At 70.3% G+C, this 17,012-nt stretch carries 11 protein-coding genes and 1 pseudogene; 10 read left to right on the forward strand and 2 right to left on the reverse strand.

The features are described from left to right. Positions 1-321 (forward strand): AMP-binding enzyme (locus ACWEOI_RS16650; RefSeq protein WP_452360168.1); only part of this gene is annotated, 321 nt, incomplete at its 5' end. 659 nt (positions 322-980) lie between these two features. Further along, positions 981-4,073: an NAD-glutamate dehydrogenase domain-containing protein gene (locus ACWEOI_RS16655; RefSeq protein WP_452360169.1), complete on the forward strand. Its 3,093-nt coding sequence runs from the start codon at positions 981-983 to the stop codon at positions 4,071-4,073. 95 nt (positions 4,074-4,168) lie between these two features. On the opposite strand, the gene ACWEOI_RS16660 is transcribed toward ACWEOI_RS16655, so the two are convergent. Then, a complete protein-coding gene (locus tag ACWEOI_RS16660; protein WP_452360170.1) occupies positions 4,169-5,695 on the reverse strand; it encodes a PucR family transcriptional regulator in 1,527 nt (508 codons plus the stop codon). Positions 5,696-5,838: 143 nt separating this feature from the next. On the opposite strand from ACWEOI_RS16660, the gene ACWEOI_RS16665 reads away from it, so the two are divergent. The 8 genes from ACWEOI_RS16665 to ACWEOI_RS16700 all read left to right on the forward strand — a co-directional run bounded on the left by ACWEOI_RS16665 (position 5,839) and on the right by ACWEOI_RS16700 (position 16,649). Further along, positions 5,839-7,269, forward strand: coding sequence for an aminobutyraldehyde dehydrogenase (locus tag ACWEOI_RS16665; RefSeq protein ID WP_433672956.1), 1,431 nt, complete (start codon positions 5,839-5,841; stop codon positions 7,267-7,269). 50 nt (positions 7,270-7,319) lie between these two features. Next, positions 7,320-8,663 (forward strand): 4-aminobutyrate--2-oxoglutarate transaminase, encoded by a 1,344-nt coding sequence (gabT, locus tag ACWEOI_RS16670; RefSeq protein WP_433672955.1) that lies wholly within the window; start codon positions 7,320-7,322, stop codon positions 8,661-8,663. Positions 8,664-8,678: 15 nt separating this feature from the next. Then, positions 8,679-10,136 carry an NAD-dependent succinate-semialdehyde dehydrogenase gene (locus ACWEOI_RS16675; RefSeq protein WP_452360171.1) on the forward strand — a complete coding sequence of 486 codons (1,458 nt, stop codon included), beginning with the start codon at positions 8,679-8,681 and terminating at the stop codon, positions 10,134-10,136. Between the two features lie 148 nt (positions 10,137-10,284). Then, positions 10,285-11,862: an APC family permease gene (locus ACWEOI_RS16680; protein WP_452360172.1), complete on the forward strand. Its 1,578-nt coding sequence runs from the start codon at positions 10,285-10,287 to the stop codon at positions 11,860-11,862. A 33-nt stretch (positions 11,863-11,895) separates the two neighbouring features. After that, a complete protein-coding gene (locus ACWEOI_RS16685; RefSeq protein ID WP_433594279.1) occupies positions 11,896-12,861 on the forward strand; it encodes a nitrilase-related carbon-nitrogen hydrolase in 966 nt (321 codons plus the stop codon). Then, positions 12,861-13,895 (forward strand): agmatine deiminase family protein, encoded by a 1,035-nt coding sequence (locus ACWEOI_RS16690; RefSeq protein WP_433672951.1) that lies wholly within the window; start codon positions 12,861-12,863, stop codon positions 13,893-13,895. Before ACWEOI_RS16685 ends, ACWEOI_RS16690 begins: the two co-directional genes overlap by 1 nt. 166 nt (positions 13,896-14,061) lie before the next feature. After that, entirely contained in the window at positions 14,062-15,426 is a 1,365-nt protein-coding gene (locus ACWEOI_RS16695; protein WP_452360173.1) for a flavin monoamine oxidase family protein, read from the forward strand. A 95-nt stretch (positions 15,427-15,521) separates the two neighbouring features. Beyond that, positions 15,522-16,649 carry a serine/threonine-protein kinase gene (locus tag ACWEOI_RS16700; RefSeq protein ID WP_452360174.1) on the forward strand — a complete coding sequence of 376 codons (1,128 nt, stop codon included), beginning with the start codon at positions 15,522-15,524 and terminating at the stop codon, positions 16,647-16,649. Between the two features lie 4 nt (positions 16,650-16,653). Here the strand turns inward: ACWEOI_RS16700 and ACWEOI_RS16705 are convergent. Next, a pseudogene (locus ACWEOI_RS16705) lies at positions 16,654-16,953 on the reverse strand (pyruvate kinase alpha/beta domain-containing protein); the annotation flags it as partial. Positions 16,954-17,012 lie beyond the last annotated feature (59 nt).

Consider the following 17,012-nt stretch of genomic DNA (forward strand, 5'->3'; position numbering starts at 1 on the left):
ATCTCCGGCCGCCGTTCGGATCTCATCCTGCGCGGCGGCGAGAACGTCTACCCGCAGGAGATCGAGAACGTCCTCGACGAGCACCCGCTGGTGCGCGAGTCGGCCGTGATCGGTGTCCCGCACGAGGATCTCGGTCAGGAGGTGGCCGCCATCGTCGTGATCGACGATCCGGAGGCGCTGACCGAGGACGAACTACGCGACCACGTGGCCAAGCAACTGGCCTACTTCAAGGTGCCCGCCCGCTGGCTGGTCACCGCGGATCCGCTGCCGCGCAACGCCACCGGCAAGGTGCTGCGCCGCGACCTCACTCTGGGAAAGTGAATTCCACCCGGGCTCGGCGGTATGTGGCAAGCCCGATACATCACCGTCAAGCTCTGCGGCGAGCGGGCCGTCATCACCGTGCGGCGTAGTTCGAGACCAGCGCCAAGACCCAGACCACCAAGGCGGGCGAGGCGGCGGGGCTGGAGGCAGCGGGCCGAGCCGCCTTCGATGGCGGTGACTTCGTGGCGTGACCGCGGGTGAACGAGCAGCTCGAGGATCTGATCCACGAGGTCACGCAGATTCCGTCGATCAACGAGATCGTGATCATGCAACAGAACCAGGCAGGCTGCGCGAGTACCTGCGTGAGGACATCGACGGGTCGACGCTGCGATCCGCGCCAAATACGCCGAACTGCAATCGGAACCGCACATCGATCCGCAGGATCGGGTCAAGCTGCCCGGCGCGTCACCGGCCGGGGACGCGATGCGGGCATCGGCAGACGCCGTAACCGGCCCCGATCCGAGCTCGAACCGGGTGGGTCGAGTTCAGCGCATCCGCGCTGATCGGCCCGGGAGCGTGCGGGACGCGCCCGTCGATCCGGCACTGGACGAACCGGAGTGCCAGGCCTCGTCGACCGCGCCGCATTGTCGACTGTGTCGTGGCTCTCTTTGCGGCAGATTGACTGCGACATCACAGGTCACGCGCAGGGAGTTGAGCAGATGCATCTCGGAGCCGTCGGCACGCTGGACGAGGATAGGACGGAGGCCGCCCCCCGCCTCCACTTCGATCCCGACTCGCTGCCGCCCCGCGCGAGGCTGACCTGGCCCGGCGCCCCGGCGTCACTGACCGAGCTGATCGAGATCTTCTCGGCCCTGGGCCTGCACGTCACCACCCACGAGGTGAGCGTCGAGGGGCTGTGCACCGAGCATCGATTCACCTTCCGGCCCACGGCCTTCGGGCTGAGCGAGCCGACGGCCGGGCTGCTCGCGGAGGCGTTCACCGCCGCCACCGCGGGCGAACTGGAGATCGACGGTTTCACCGGTCTGATCGCCACCGCGGGCCTGGCCTGGCGGGACGCGATCCTGGTGCGGGCCGCCTGCCGGTATCTGCGGCAGGCCGGGCTGCGCATGAGCGAACCCCGGATCGCCGAAATCCTCACCGCCCATCCGGATTTCGTGCGCGCGTTCGTCGCGCTGTTCCACGCGCGCTTCGATCCCGGGCACCCGGATCGCGCCGCCGCGGTGGCTGCCGCCGACCTCGAGGCGAAGCACCGCCTGGAGTCGGCCACCACCCTGCCCGAGGATCAGCTGCTGCGCGGGCTGTACACCTTCTGCACCGCGGTCGTGCGCACCAACTGGTTCCAGCCGGACCGGGCGGTCGCCGCGTTCAAGATCGATCCCGCCCGATTGTCGCTGTCCACGCCGATCACGCCGTACCGCGAGATCTTCGTGCATTCCACCCGGGTCGAGGGCAGTCACGTGCGCGGCGGCGTGATCGCGCGCGGCGGCCTGCGCTGGTCCGATCGCGTCGACGACTTCCGCACCGAGGTGCTGGGCCTGATGAAGACCCAGACGGTGAAGAACTCGGTGATCGTGCCGATGGGCGCCAAGGGCGCGTTCGTCGTGCGCGGCGGCCGCACCGATCCGGCCTCGGCGGAATACGCGTACGCGGCGTTCATCGGCGGCCTGCTCGACGTCACCGACAATATCGTGGACGGCGTCATCACCACCCCCGCGCACACCGTCGTCTACGACGACCCGGATTCGTACCTGGTGGTGGCCGCCGACAAGGGCACCGCCCGCTTCTCGGATCTGGCCAATTCCATTGCGGTGGCCCGCGGTTTCTGGCTCGGCGACGCCTTCGCCTCGGGCGGCTCGACCGGCTACGACCACAAGGCGCTGGGCATCACCGCGCGCGGCGCGTGGCGGTCGATTCGCCAGCACTTCGCCGAACTCGGCATCGATCCCGACACCGAGCCCTTCACGGTCACCGGAATCGGCGACATGTCGGGCGACGTCTTCGGCAACGGCATGCTCGAGACCGATCGCATCCGCCTGGTGGCCGCCTTCGACCACCGGCACATCTTCCTGGACCCCGACCCGGATCCGGTGCTCTCGCACCAGGAACGCACCCGGCTGGCCGGATTGGAGCGCAGCAGCTGGGCCGACTACGACCCGGCGCTGATCTCCGCGGGCGGCGGCGTGTGGCCGCGCACCGCGAAATCGGTGCCGCTCGCACCCGAGGTGCGCGCGCGGCTGGGCGTCACCGCCACCGAACTGCCCGCGCCCGAGCTGATCCGGGCCATGCTCGGCGCGGAGGTGGACCTGCTGTTCAACGGCGGCATCGGCACCTATGTCCGGGCCCGGGACGAACAGGACGCCGACGTGGCCGACCCGTCCAACGACGAGGTGCGGGTCACCGCGGATCGGCTGCGCTGCCGGGTCATCGGCGAGGGCGGCAATCTGGGCCTCACCCAGCAGGCTCGCATCGAATTCGCCGTCGCCGGCGGCAAGGTCAACGCCGACTTCATCGACAACGCCGCCGGCGTGGCCACCTCCGACCGCGAGGTGAACCTCAAGATCGCATTGGATTCCGCGGTGGCCGCGGGACTGTCGACGATCGACGAACGCAATCGGCTGCTGGCGGCGGAGGCCGACGCGGTGGCCCGCGCCGTGCTCGCCGACTGCGATCGACAGGCCCTGGCCATCAGCCTCGCCGAGACGCACGCCCCCTTCCTCATCGACCGGCACGGCCGCCTGATCGAGAACCTCGAGCACGCGACCGAACTCGACCGCGCCGCCGAATTCCTGCCCACCCCGGCCGATCTCGCGGCGCGCCGCCGCGCGGGCAAGGGCCTGGTGCGCCCCGAGATCGCGGTGCTGCTGGCCACCGCCAAGAACCTGGTCCGCGAGGAACTGCTGGCCTCGGACGCGCCGACCGACCCGGTGGTGACCGGCGCGCTGGCGAACTACTTCCCCGACCGCATCCGGGATCTGCTGGGCGAGCGACTGTTGAGCGAGCATCCGGTGGCCCGCGAGATCATCGCGGTGGCCGCGGCCAACCAGGTGATCAATCGGGTCGGCCCCGGCATGATCCACCGGCTCGAGGAGCGGCTGGGGGCGGGCACCCCGCAGATCGTGCTGGCCTGCGCCGTCGTCGACGCCGTCCTGGACGTGGACCGGTGGTGGCGGGAGGCGCTGGCGCTGCCGGGCGTCTCCCCGCAGATTCGGATGGGCATCCTCAAGGGCATTCAGGACGCGGTGGAACAGGCCACCGCCTGGCTGCTCACCCATCGCAGCGCGGCCACCTGGTCCGCCGAGATCGACTGCCACGCAATGGTTGTCGCCGAACTGATGACGGTGCTGCCGCGCCCCGGCGGCCATCCCGGGCGGGATCTGGCCAACCTGCGCCTGCTCGCCCAGGCCCTGCCGCTGAGCGCGACCGCCCGCCGCACCGGGCTGCCGGTCGCGCTGGTCAGCCAGACCTATCGCGAGCTCGGCGACCTGATCGGCCTGGACTGGCTGGCCACGACGTTCGCCGCCACCCGCACCTCCGACCACTGGGAGACGCTGGCCGCCGCGGTGCTGGCCGATGAACTCCAAGCCCGTTGGCACGCGCTGGCGGCGGCGGTCCTGTCCTCGGCCTCTCCCGCCGATTCGGCCCGCGACCACATCGCCGCCTGGAAGTCCACGCCGTCCGCGCTGCGGCTGGTGGAGTTGGTCGCGCGCCTGCGCCGTTCCGGCACAGTCGATCTCGCCCGGCTCTGCGTCGTCAACGCCGAACTGGCGACCGCCGCCCTCGGCAACGAATAGTCCCCACACCACCGCGAGCGCCGCCGATCGAATCGGGATCGACGGCGCTCGCGGCATTGTGTGGCCCGGCACGAACGCGCCGGGCACTGCGCCGATCAGCGGCGGGAAACCACAGCCAGCAGCAGTTCGGCGCGGACCAGCGCCTGATCGAGCTTGCAGCCCAGGATCGATTCGATTCTGGCCACGCGGCTGCGCAGGGTGTGGCGGTGCACGCCGAGCGCGGTGGCGGCGGTCTCCCACTGGCCGTGGGCCTCGAGGTAGGCGCGCAGCGAGCCGATGAGATCGGTGCCGTGCCGGTCGTCGTAGTCGATGAGCGGCTGCAGCATGGCTTCCGACACCGCGCTCAGCACCCGCTGGGCCTCAGGAAAGGCCAGTAGCGCATGGCCCGCGAGCGCGGCCAGCTCCAGCGGGCGGGCGCCGGGCGGCGCCGCCGAGGCGGCCAGCTCGGCATTGTCCACGGCCGCGCTGAAGCGGCGCAGCGGATGCGGGGAGCTCAGGCCCGCGCGCACGGTGGCCCGCGCGTCGGCGGGCAGATCGGCCAGGAGTTGCTCGGCGACCTCGTCGGTGTCGGAGCCACGGAGCAGGACCGCGGCGTGGTCACCCGTGACGTGCGCGAACAGCTGCCGGTTGAGCAGGCGCAGCCGCGCGTCGATCGCGTCGAGGGCGGCCGCCGCGGCCTCGGGCCCGGGGCACCACAACACGAGGGCGCGGATTCTGCCGGTGCGGTCGGCGGCCGCTGTCAGGTGCTGCCACATGCTGTCGGGGTCGCCGGGCTGTTGCAACAGCATGGCGATGGCCTGAGAGTTCAAGTGGTTCTGGGCCATTCGCAACCGGGCGGGCTTCTCGAAGTCGAGGGCGAGCAGCGAGCTGGCGTGACCGAGCAGCACCTGATCGACCGGACCGAGCGCGGTGGCGGTGACCACCGCGAGGTGCCCGTGCACGGTCTGCCCGGCGCTGATGGCCTGCAGCACGATGTACTGCCCCGACGACACCTGGATGACGCCGCTGCCCGCGCTCTCGCCGTGCGCCGCGATGAACTCCCCGATGCGGTCGAGGGTCTCCGCGGCGGGTGAGCGCGGATGCGCCTCGGTCACGGCGCTGTCGGCGCCGACCACGAGCACCGTCGCCGACAACGCCACCGACAGCTCCTTGATGACCGCGCGCACACCCTGCACGGCCGCCCGCGTCATGCGCGGCTGCGCCCGCGAGGCGCGCAGCACCTTCTCGTACTCCTGCTCGGCGAGCCGCTGCATGACCTTCTTGGTGATGGCCGCGAACGGGGTCGGCAACGGCACCTCGAACAGCGGCAGCCCGAGCCGGTCGGCGGCCTCGACCAGATCCGCGGGCACCGTCTCGTGCGAGAGCCCGATGCCGAATCCAACGCCCGCGACGCCGGCTGCGCCGAGGTCCTCGAGGTACCGCAACCGGTCGGCGCGACTGAGCGGCAAACCCATGCCCGTGGTCAGCACCAGCTCGCCCCCGGACAGCCATTGCTGGGGTTCGGTCAGCTCCGAGGTCAGGACGAGGGTGATGGCCCGTCCGAGCCCGCTCGCACCGCCCTTGAGCACCAGGCCCAGCTCGGGTTGGGACAGGACCCATCGGACAGGTATTCCCGCGTTCACAGCGCTCCCCTAGCAATCTGGACGATCTGTCGAAACCGAATTCTTCTCCCACGCCGATCCGGCAGGTGACGCAGGGGTGTGTTGCGCAGCACACTAACTGGCAACCCCACAGAACGCACTTTCGAACGAGATCGGGCACACACATGACGAATGAGCTGCTCCGCAACTACATCGATGGCCGGCTGGTGGCCGCCACCACGTCGGAGTCGTTCGAACTGATCAGCCCCGTGGACGAAGCGGTGACCGGCCTCAGCCCGATCTCCGGCCGGGCCGATATCGATGCCGCCGTCGCCGCCGCTACCCGCGCCCTCCCCGCCTGGAAGGCGGCCACCCCGAGTCAGCGGCAGGCCGCGCTGCTGAAGCTCGCCGAGGCCATCGAGGCCAACTCCGACGCGCTCGTCGAGGCGCAGTGCCGCGAGACCGGCCAGCCCAAACATCTGGTCGCCTCCGAGGAGGTCGCCGCCGGCGCCGATCACCTGCGCTTCTTCGCGGGCGCCGCCCGCATGCTGGAGGGCAAGTCCGCCGGCGAGTACATGTCCGGGTTCACCTCGTATGTGCGCCGGGAGCCGATCGGTGTGATCGGCCAGGTGACCCCGTGGAACTACCCGCTGATGATGGCCATCTGGAAGATCGGCCCGGCGCTGGCGACCGGGAACACGGTGGTGCTCAAGCCCAGCGACACCACCCCGGGCAGCACCCTGCTGCTGGCAGAGCTGTCGCAGGGCATCCTGCCCGACGGCGTGCTCAATGTGGTGCTGGGCACCGCGAGCACCGGCGCGACCCTGGTCAGCCACCCCGGCCTGGACATGGTGGCGATCACCGGTTCGGTGCGGGCGGGCATCGCGGTGGCCGAGGCCGCCGCCGCGCAGGTCAAGCGCGCGCACCTCGAACTCGGCGGCAACGCGCCGGTGGTGATCTTCGGCGACGCCGATCTGGCGCTGGCCGCCGACCGCATCGGTGACGCGGCCTTCTTCAACGCCGGTCAGGACTGCACCGCCGCCACCCGGGTGCTGGTGCACGAGTCGGTGCACGACGACTTCGTCGAGGCGCTGGTGAAGAAGGCGCGGACGGTGAAGCCGGGCCTGCCCGACGACCCCGAGGCCGCCTACGGCCCGCTCAACAACATCCGGCACTTCGAGTCGGTCGTCGGCAAGATCGCGGAGCTGCCCGCGCACGCCACCGTCGTCACCGGCGGCGAGCGGGTCGGCGAGCGCGGCTTCTACCTCGCCCCGACCGTCATCACCGGTGTGCGCCAGGACGACCCGATCGTGCAGGAGGAGATCTTCGGCCCGGTCATCACCGTGCAGACCTTCGCCGACGAGGCCGCCGGCGTGCAGCTCGCCAACGACGTCGTCTACGGCCTGGCCTCGAGCGTGTGGACCCGCGATCACGGTGTGGTGCAGCGTGTTTCGGCGGCGCTGGACTTCGGCGCGGTGTGGGTCAACTGCCATATCCCGCTGGTGGCGGAGATGCCGCACGGCGGGTTCAAGCGCTCCGGCTACGGCAAGGACCTCTCCGCCTACGGCGTGGAGGACTACACCCGCGTCAAGCACGTGATGAGCGCGCACGACTGAGCGCACCGCCGCCACCCGACCCGTAACCCCTTTCCGCAGAAAGACTTTCGATGACCGAGATCACCTACCGGCTCCCGCAGCAGCGGGTGCTGACCACCGCTCTACCGGGCCCGCGCTCGCAGGAGCTGGCCGCCCGCCGCAAGGCCGCCGTCGCGGCCGGGGTGGGTTCCACCGCGCCGGTGTACGCGGCCGATGCCGACGGCGGCGTCATCGTCGACGTCGACGGCAATTCGCTGATCGACCTGGCCGCCGGAATCGCGGTGACCAATGTCGGCGCCTCGCATCCCAAGGTGGTCGCGGCGGTGCGGGAGCAGGTCGAGCGGTTCACGCACTCCTGCTTCATGGTCACCCCGTACGAGGCGTACATCGAGGTGTGCGAGCAGCTCTCGGCGCTCACCCCCGGCGATCACGAGAAGCGCAGCGTCCTGTTCAACTCCGGCGCGGAGGCGGTGGAGAACGCGGTCAAGGTGGCGCGCCTGGCCACCGGCCGGACCGCGGTGGTCGCCTTCGACCACGCCTATCACGGCCGCACCAACCTGACCATGGCGCTCACCGCGAAATCCATGCCGTACAAGTCGCATTTCGGCCCGTTCGCCCCCGAGGTGTACCGGATGCCGATGTCCTACCCGTTCCGCGACGGCGGGCAGGACGGTGTGGCCGCCGCCCGTGAGGCGATCACCCGGATCGAGAAGCAGATCGGCGCGGATTCGGTGGCGGCGATCATCATCGAGCCGATCCAGGGCGAGGGCGGATTCATCGTGCCCGCGGCCGGTTTCCTGCCGACGCTGGTGGAGTGGGCGCGCGCGAACGGCGTGGTGTTCATCGCCGACGAGGTGCAGACCGGTTTCGCGCGCACCGGCGAGTGGTTCGCCTGCGATCACGAGGGCGTGGTCCCCGACATCATCACCATGGCCAAGGGCATCGCGGGCGGTATGCCGCTCTCGGCCATCACCGGCCGCGCCGAGCTGCTCGACGCCGTGCACGCGGGCGGCCTGGGCGGCACCTACGGCGGCAACCCCGTCGCGTGCGCCGCGGCGCTGGCCGCCATCGAGGCCATTCGCGATCACGATCTGCCCGCCCGCGCCCGCCACATCGGCGAGACGGCGCTGACGCGCTTCCACGCACTGGCGCAGGAAGTTCCGGCCGTCGGCGACGTGCGCGGCCGCGGCGCCATGCTGGCGCTCGAGTTCGTCCGCCCCGGCACCACCGAACCCGATGCCGCGCTGACCGCCGCCGTCGCCAAGCGCTGTCTGGAGCAGGGTGTGCTCACCCTGACCTGCGGCACCTACGGCAATGTCATCCGACTGCTGCCGCCGCTGGTGATCAGCGACGAGCTGCTCGACGAGGCGCTGACGGTGCTGTGCACCGCCATCGGCGAGCTCGCGGGCCGATAGAGGGCTGGGAGAACAATGTTGGAATACGACAAGATCAGCGCCCTCGTCCCCACCGGGATGTGGATCGATGGAGCGTCCGTCCCGGCCGCCGACGGCCGCACCTTCGCGGTCCACGATCCCGCCGGTGGTGAGCTCCTCACCGAGGTCGCCGACGCGAACGGCGAGGACGCCCTGCGCGCCCTCGACTCGGCCAGGCGCGCCCAATCCGCTTGGGCCGCAACGTCTCCGCGGGAACGCTCGATGATCCTGCGCCGCGCCTGGGAGATCCTGCTCGCACACACCGAGGACATCGCGCTGCTGATGACCCTGGAAATGGGCAAGACCCTCGCCGAAGCGCGCGGCGAGGTCGCCTACGGCGGCGAATTCCTGCGCTGGTTCAGCGAGGAGGCCGTGCGCGTCGGCGGCCGGTACACCGAATCCCCCGCCGGAACCGGGCGCATCCTGGTCACCCAGCAGCCGGTCGGCCCCTGCCTGGCGATCACGCCGTGGAACTTCCCGCTGGCCATGGGCGCTCGCAAGATCGCCCCGGCGCTGGCCGCGGGCTGCACCGTCATCGTGAAGCCCGCCGAGGACACCCCGCTGACCACCCTGGCCCTGGCGCGGATCTTCGCCGAGGCCGGTCTGCCCGCGGGCGTGCTGTCGGTGCTGCCGGGCAGTGACGCCGCGGCCATCACCGCGCCGCTGCTGGCGGACCCGCGCCTGCGCAAGGTGACCTTCACCGGTTCGACCCGGGTGGGCAAACTGCTGCTGCGCCAGGCCGCCGACAATGTCCTGCGGACCTCGATGGAGCTGGGCGGCAACGCCCCGTTCATCGTGTTCGAGGACGCCGACCTGGAGCAGGCGCTGGCCGGGGCGATGGCGGCGAAGATGCGCAATGGCGGCGAGGCGTGCACCGCGGCCAACCGCATCTACGTGCACAACTCGATTCGCGCGGAATTCGCCTCGCGCCTGGCCGAGAAGATTGGCGCGCTGCGCGTCGGCCCCGGGTACGCACCGGGCGTCGACACCGGCCCGCTGATCAACGAGCGGCAGCGCAAATCCGTTGCGGCACTGGTGGACGACGCCGTCGCCGCCGGCGCGGTGGTCCGCACCGGCGGTCAGATCATCGACGGGCCGGGCTGGTTCTTCCAGCCCACCGTGCTCGACGAGGTGCCGCGCACCGCGCGCATGCACCGCGAGGAGATCTTCGGCCCGGTCGCCGCCGTCTACGGCTTCGACACCGAGGAGGAGGTCGTGGCCCTGGCCAATGACACCGAATACGGCTTGGCCGCCTACTTCTACACGCAGGACCTGGATCGCGCGCTGCGCGTGTCCGCCGCGCTCGAGGCCGGCATGGTCGGCGTGAACCGCGGCGTCATCTCCGACCCGGCGGCCCCGTTCGGCGGAGTGAAGCAGTCCGGTCTGGGCAGTGAGGGCGGATCCGAAGGGATCCACGAGTACCTCGACACCAAATACGTCGCGCTGACCCGCTGACGTCATCCCCCGGCACCCCGGCCCCTGCGCCGGATCCGGTGCCAACCCGGTCTCCGGCAACGACGCCGCCGATCGGTTCGCCACCGCGGCGCGGTGTGGTCGAGGGCCCCGGCCTTCGACCACGCCACACCCCGTACCAGGAGCTTGAATGCTCATACAGAACGCTTCCGAGACGGCAGAGCCCGCTCAGGACGACACCGCTTCCAGCGGTAAGGGATTGGCCACCGACAAGGTCGGCACCCTGGCCGGCGCGGTCCTGAGTATCGCCTCCATCGCCCCCGCCTACACCACCACGGCCAGCGTCGGCCTGATCGTCGCGGCGGTCGGTCTGAAGATGCCCGCCCTGCTGATCGCCGGGTTCGTTCCGATGTTCCTGGCGGCCTTCGCCTATCGCGAGTTCAGCGCCGAGACACCGGACTGCGGGGCCTCCTTCACCTGGTCAGCGCGCTCGCTGGGACCCTACGTCGGCTGGATGGCCGGCTGGGGTTCGGTGATCGCGGTGGTCATCGTGCTCGCCAATATCGCCGCGGTGGGGGCGGAGTTCCTCTATCTGGTCATCGGCCGGATAACGCACTCGGAATACATTGCGGCACTGGGCGAGAACAAGCTGATCAATATCGCCACCACGCTCGTCTTCCTGGCCGCGGCCGGATGGGCGGCCAGTCGCGGCATCAGCTCCAGCGAGCGCGTGCAGTACGTGCTCGTCGGATTCCAGCTGACCGTGCTGCTGCTGTTCGCGGGCATCGCCCTCGCCAAGGCCCTCAGCGGCGATACGCCGTCGGGGCTGAGCTTCAGCCTCGACTGGTTCAACCCGCTGACCGGACTCACCCTGGGCGCCTTCGCGATCGGACTGATCGGCTCGGTGTTCATGTACTGGGGCTGGGACACCGCGCTCACCCTGGGCGAGGAGTGCAAGGACCCCCAGCGCACGCCCGGCCGCGCCGGACTGCTGTCGATCCTGACCGTGCTGGGCACCTATCTGCTGCTGGCGGTCGCGCTCATGTGGTACGCGGGGGTCGGCGACACCGGCATCGGCCTGGGCGGGGAGAAGGCCCGCAACAATGTCTTCGGCACGCTCGCCGAACCGGTGATGGGCAGCGCGGGCGAACTGCTGCTGTTCCTGGCCGTCCTGGTCTCCACCATCGCCAGCCTGCAGGCCACCTTCCTGCCCGCCGCGCGCGCCATGCTCGCCATGGGCACGTTCAAGGCGCTGCCCGAGCGGTTCGCGTCGGTGCACCCGGTGTACCAGGTGCCGCGGTTCGGCGCCGCGGTCGCCGCGGTGGTGGCGGGCGGTCTGTACGCGATCACCGCGCTGCTGTCCGAGCACGTGCTGCTGGACACCATCGCCGCCCTCGGCATCATGATCTGCTGGTACTACGGCATCACCGCGTTCGCCTCGGTCTGGTACTTCCGCAAGCGGTGGTTCGCCTCGGCGCGCGACACCGTGTTCAAGCTCGTGTTCCCGCTACTGGGCGGGGCCATGCTGCTGGTGGTGTTCGCCATCTCGGTCCGCGAGAGCCTGAAGCCCGAAGTCGGCAGCGGCGCTTCGATTCTCGGCATCGGACTGGTGTTTTATCTCGGCTTCGGGATCCTGGCGCTGGGCGCGGTGCTCATGCTGATCCAGCGCTGGCGTCAGCCGGAGTACTTCCAGGGCAAGACCTTGCCGCGCGCGGTGTCGGGCGATCCGATGCCCGAACCGGTGGCGCCCCATTTCAGCGGGCACTAGCGCGCCGCACACTTTCGACGATCAGGAGTAGTCATGCACGTCATCACTTGTTTCGAACCGCCCGTTTCGCATGCGCGAGTACAGGATCCGGTCCGCCCGCCGCTGCGGGTCGCGCTGGTCCAGCACCGCTGGCAGGCCGACGGCGAGGCCATGATCGCCGAGCTGAACGAGGGCATCGGACGCGCCGCCGAGCTGGGCGCCAAGGCGGTCTTCCTGCCCGAGGTCACCTTGAGCAAGTACCCGGCCTTCGTGCGCGGCGGCGAGAATCCGGGCGCCGACGCCGAGGACCTGACCACGGGCCCGACCTTCACCTTCGCGGCCAAGGCGGCCATCGAGCACGGCGTGTTCGTGCACGCGTCGCTGTACGAGCGCGCCGACGAGGGCGACGGGCTCGGCTTCAACACCGCGATCCTGGTGTCCCCCACCGGCGAACTGGTCGGCCGCACCCGCAAGCTGCACATTCCGGTGTCGGCCGGCTACTACGAGGACACCTACTTCCGGGCCGGACCGGCCACCGACGAGGCGTACCAGCCGCACAGCCACCCCGATCTCGGCCCGGCGCGCATCGGCATGCCGACCTGCTGGGACGAGTGGTTCCCCGAGGTCGCCCGCATGTACTCGCTCGCGGGCGCCGACATCATCGTCTACCCGACCGCCATCGGCTCCGAGCCCACCTTCCCGGCGTTCGACACCCAGCCGCTGTGGCAGCACGTGATCGTCGGAAACGGCATCACCGCGGGCACTTTCATGGTGGTGCCCAACCGCTACGGCGACGAAGGCGAGATCACCTTCTACGGTTCCTCCTTCATCTCCGACCCATACGGCCGGGTGCTCGTGCAGGCCCCGCGCGACGAATCCGCCGTGCTGGTGGCCGATCTGGATCTGGATCAGCGCAGCGACTGGCTGACGCTGTTCCCGTTCCTGGACACCCGCCGCCCCGACACCTACGCCCGGCTCACCGCGCCGGTCGACACCGAGCACCCCTTCGGGCGGGCCTGATGACCTGGCGTATGCCCGCCGAACACGGGCCGCACCGCCGCACCTGGATGGCGTTCCCGCCCGAGGGTTCGGAGATCACCGCGACCCCCGAGGCGACCGACGAGGCCCGCACCGCCTGGACCGCGGTCGCGCACGCGGTGGCCGAGTTCGAACCGGTGACCATGGTCGTCGATCCGGCCGACGTCGGCGCGGCCCGGCGCACCCTGTCCGCGGCGATAGACATCGTGGTGGCGCCGCTCGACGACGCCTGGATGCGCGATATCGGACCGACCTTCGTGCACGCCGCCGACGGCTCGGTGGCGGCCGTGAACTGGGTGTTCAACGGCTGGGGACAACAGGATTGGGCCGCCTGGGACAACGACCGCGAGATCGGCCGGGCGGTCGCGACGGCGGCCGGGATCCCGGTCGTCGAGTCGGCGCTGGTGAACGAGGGCGGCGGCATCCAGGTCGACGGCGCGGGCACGGTCATCCTCACCGACACCGTGCAGCTGGACCCGTTCCGCAATCCGGGCCTGTCCAAGGCCGAGGTCGAGGCCGAACTGCGGCGCACCATCGGCATCGACACCGCGATCTGGCTGCCGCGCGGGCTGTGGCGCGATTCGCAGCGCTTCGGCACCCGCGGGCACTCCGACATCGTGGCCGCGCTCCCCGCGCCCGGGGTGGTGCTGGTGCACGACCAGCGCGACGGCGAGCACCCCGACCACGCGCTCAGCCTCGAGCTGATGAAGCAGTTCGCGAACGAGACGACCTCCGCCGGAAAGCCTTTCACGGTGGTCCCGCTGCCCGCGCCGCGCACGCTGCGCGACGCGGAGGGGTTCGTCGACTACAGCTACATCAATCACTACGTCTGCAACGGCGCGGTCATCCTGTGCGGGTTCGACGACCCGAACGACGCCGAGGCCGCGGCCGTACTGGCCGAGGTCTATCCCGGCCGGACCATCGTCACCGTCGACGCGCGGCCGATCTTCGCGCGCGGCGGCGGCATCCACTGCATCACCCAGAACGAACCGCTGCCGGTCCCTGCCGGGCGGTAGCGGGCTCACCCCGCACGGACACCGGACCGTCACGCCACTCCGGCGAATGAGGGGCGGTCCGGTGCGCCGAATCGGCGCGGGCATGATCGTGACCGCGCCCACATACTGAAAATAGCAATCTCCGGGCTATCCGGAGGTCCCCCGAATTACCGGTTAAGGAGCTCTCGTGGCTGTCATCACTCGTGACGTCGTGATCGTGGGTGCCGGACCCTCCGGCCTCACCGCTGCGGCGGAATTACGGAAGGCCGGCCTGACGGTGGCGGCCCTGGAGGCCCGCGATCGGGTCGGCGGGCGCACCTGGACCGGCGACATCGACGGCGCCACGATCGAGATCGGCGGCCAGTGGCTGTCGCCGCACCACACCGCCGCGCTGGCGCTCGTCCAGGAACTCGGGCTGGAGACCTTCTCCCGCTACCGCGACGGCGAGTCGGTCTACCTGGCCGCCGACGGCACCCGCCAGCAATTCGTCGGCGACGTCTTCCCCGCGGCCCCCGAGACCGCCGCCGAGATCGACCGGCTGATCAAGCTGCTCGACGAACTGGCGGCCGAGGTCGGCGCCGAGGCCCCGTGGACGCATCCGCAAGCGGCGGAACTGGATTCGGTGCCGTTCAGCATCTGGCTCGAACGCCAGTCCGACAACGAGTACGCCCGCGAGACGGTGTCGTTCTACGTCGCCGGGGCCATGCTGACCAAGCCCGCGCACACCTTCTCCACCCTCCAGGCCCTGCACATGGCCGCCGCTCAGGGCTCTTACACCTCGCTGGCCACCGACACCTTCATGCTCGACAAGCGCGTCATCGGCGGCATGCAGCAGGTGTCGCAGCGTCTGGCCGCCACCCTCGGCGAGGATCTGCACCTGGGTGCGCCGGTGCGCCGGATCCAGTGGTCCGAGGCCGGAGTGACGGCCTTCGCCGACGGCGATCTCGAGGTGCGCGCGAGCCGCCTGGTGCTGGCGGTGCCGCCGAACCTGTACGCGGGCATCAGCTTCGATCCCCCGCTGCCGCGCCGCCGCCATCAGATGTACCAGCACATGTCGTTCGGCTTCGTGGTCAAGGTGCACGCGGTGTACGAGACCCCGTTCTGGCGCGCGAAGGGCTTGTCCGGCACCGGTTTCAGCGACACCGACATGGTCTCGGAGGTGTACGACAACACCAACCACGGCATGGACAACGGCGCCATGGTCGGCTTCATCGCCCACGAACAGGCCGACGCGTACTTCGCGATGGGTCCGGCCGAACGCAAGCGGGCCGCGCTCGACTGCCTGGTGCGCTACCTGGGCCCCGAAGCCGCCGAACCGGTCGTCTTCTACGAATCCGATTGGGGCTCCGAGGAATGGACGCGCGGCGCCTACGGCGTCAGCTTCGACCTCGGCGGCATGACCCGCTACGGCCACGATCACCGGGACCCGATCGGGCCCATGCACTTCGCCTGCTCGGACCTGGCAGGCCACGGCTTCCAGCATGTCGACGGCGCGGTCCGGATGGGCAAGGCGGCGGCCGCCGCCATCGTGGCGCAGCACAGCCTGGTCTGACGCACCGCGATGGGCGAGCGGGCGGACCGCTACACTGGGCCACTGACTGAAATTTCAGTCGAAATCGTGGCCCGGTGTCAACGGAGGTAGGGCGCATGGATACATCGGCGTTCGGCCGCTACGACCTGCAATCGCTCATCGGTGAAGGCGGCATGGGACGGGTCTACCGCGCCTACGACACGGAAACCGACCGGGTCGTCGCGGTGAAGGTCCTGCACGAGCGCCTCGCGACGGACCCGGAGTACCGGGAGCGTTTCCGTCGCGAGGCCCACTCCACCGCGCGGCTGCGCGAACCCCACATCGTCCCGATCCACCACTTCGGCGAGATCGACGGCCGCCTGTATCTCGACATGCGGCTCATCGACGGCACCGATCTGCACACGCTGCTGTCCCAGCGCGGTGCGATGCCGGCCCAGCTCGCGGTGTCGTTCATCGACCAGGCCGCCGCCGCGCTCGACGCCGCGCACGCCGAAGGACTGGTGCACCGCGACGTCAAGCCGTCCAACCTGCTGATCAACGGCCGCGACTTCGTCTATCTGATCGACTTCGGCATCGCCCACTCCGGAACGGTCGGCCTCACCGGTGTCGGCAATGCGATCGGCACCTTCACCTACATGGCCCCCGAACGGTTCACCACCGGCCATGCCGACGCCCGCTCCGACGTCTACGCGCTGGCGTGCGTCCTCTACGAGTGCCTCACCGGTACCCGGCCCTATCCGGGCGACAGTTTGGAACAGCAACTGGCCGGGCATCTGAACACCCCGCCGCCGCGACCCAGTCTGGCCCGGCCCGGCATTCCCGTCGCCTTCGACGAGGTGATCGCGCGCGGACTCGCGAAGAATCCCGACCACCGCTACCCCACCGCCGGGGCACTGGCGGCAGCCGCGAAGCGGGCGATCGAGTCCGCTCCCCGCACCGCCGCGCCCATCGAATCCGGCAGCGGCGCACGGCAACCCGCCACCCGGATCCTCCCGCCCCCGCCGCGACTCGGTCCGCCCGCCCCGCCTCCCCAGCCGGTCCCGCTGCCGGTCCCACCGCCCCGAGGGCGTCGCGGAGTCCTCGGTGTCGTCTCGAGCGTGGCGATCCTGGCGGCGCTGATCGGCGCGATCACCTACTTCCTGCTACCGCCCGCCGCGGAGGATGAGCCGGACTACCGGACCGGGTACTCGGTCGAGACCACCGGCTACCCGTCCGACGCCGGCTCCCCCGTCCCCGGCGAATAGGAACTCAGTAGTCCCGTTTGCCGATCCGATGGACGTGATGGCGTTGGTCGAGCCGACCGTACCCGGCGGGGTGCCCGCGACGATGACCACCAGATCGCCTCTGCGATAACGGTTCATGGCCAGCAGGACATCGTCGATCCGGGTGATCATGGCGTCGGTGGACCGCACCTCGGGCACGATGAAGGTCTCCGTCCCCCAAGGTCAGGGCCAGTTGGTCGCGAACTTCCGCGTCCGGGGTGAAGGCCAGCACGGGCAGCGGGGTCGCGGATCGTGGTGCGAGCGTTGTCAATTCGGTGCCTTCTGTGGCCGAGAGCGCAAACCGATCCGCCAGGGGATGCGGGAGCATCACCCTGGCGGATGTCG

The sequence above is a fragment of the Nocardia sp. NPDC004340 genome (assembly GCF_053602575.1).

What these genes read in the sequence shown, in the direction of transcription:
- ACWEOI_RS16675 (WP_452360171.1), top strand. Translation starts at nt 8,679, where the DNA reads ATGTTGGAATACGACAAGATCAGCGCCCTCGTCCCCACCGGGATGTGG.
- ACWEOI_RS16665 (WP_433672956.1), top strand. Translation starts at nt 5,839, where the DNA reads ATGACGAATGAGCTGCTCCGCAACTACATCGATGGCCGGCTGGTGGCC.
- ACWEOI_RS16655 (WP_452360169.1), top strand. Translation starts at nt 981, where the DNA reads ATGCATCTCGGAGCCGTCGGCACGCTGGACGAGGATAGGACGGAGGCC.
- ACWEOI_RS16685 (WP_433594279.1), top strand. Translation starts at nt 11,896, where the DNA reads ATGCACGTCATCACTTGTTTCGAACCGCCCGTTTCGCATGCGCGAGTA.
- ACWEOI_RS16700 (WP_452360174.1), top strand. Translation starts at nt 15,522, where the DNA reads ATGGATACATCGGCGTTCGGCCGCTACGACCTGCAATCGCTCATCGGT.
- ACWEOI_RS16680 (WP_452360172.1), top strand. Translation starts at nt 10,285, where the DNA reads ATGCTCATACAGAACGCTTCCGAGACGGCAGAGCCCGCTCAGGACGAC.
- ACWEOI_RS16690 (WP_433672951.1), top strand. Translation starts at nt 12,861, where the DNA reads ATGACCTGGCGTATGCCCGCCGAACACGGGCCGCACCGCCGCACCTGG.
- gabT (WP_433672955.1), top strand. Translation starts at nt 7,320, where the DNA reads ATGACCGAGATCACCTACCGGCTCCCGCAGCAGCGGGTGCTGACCACC.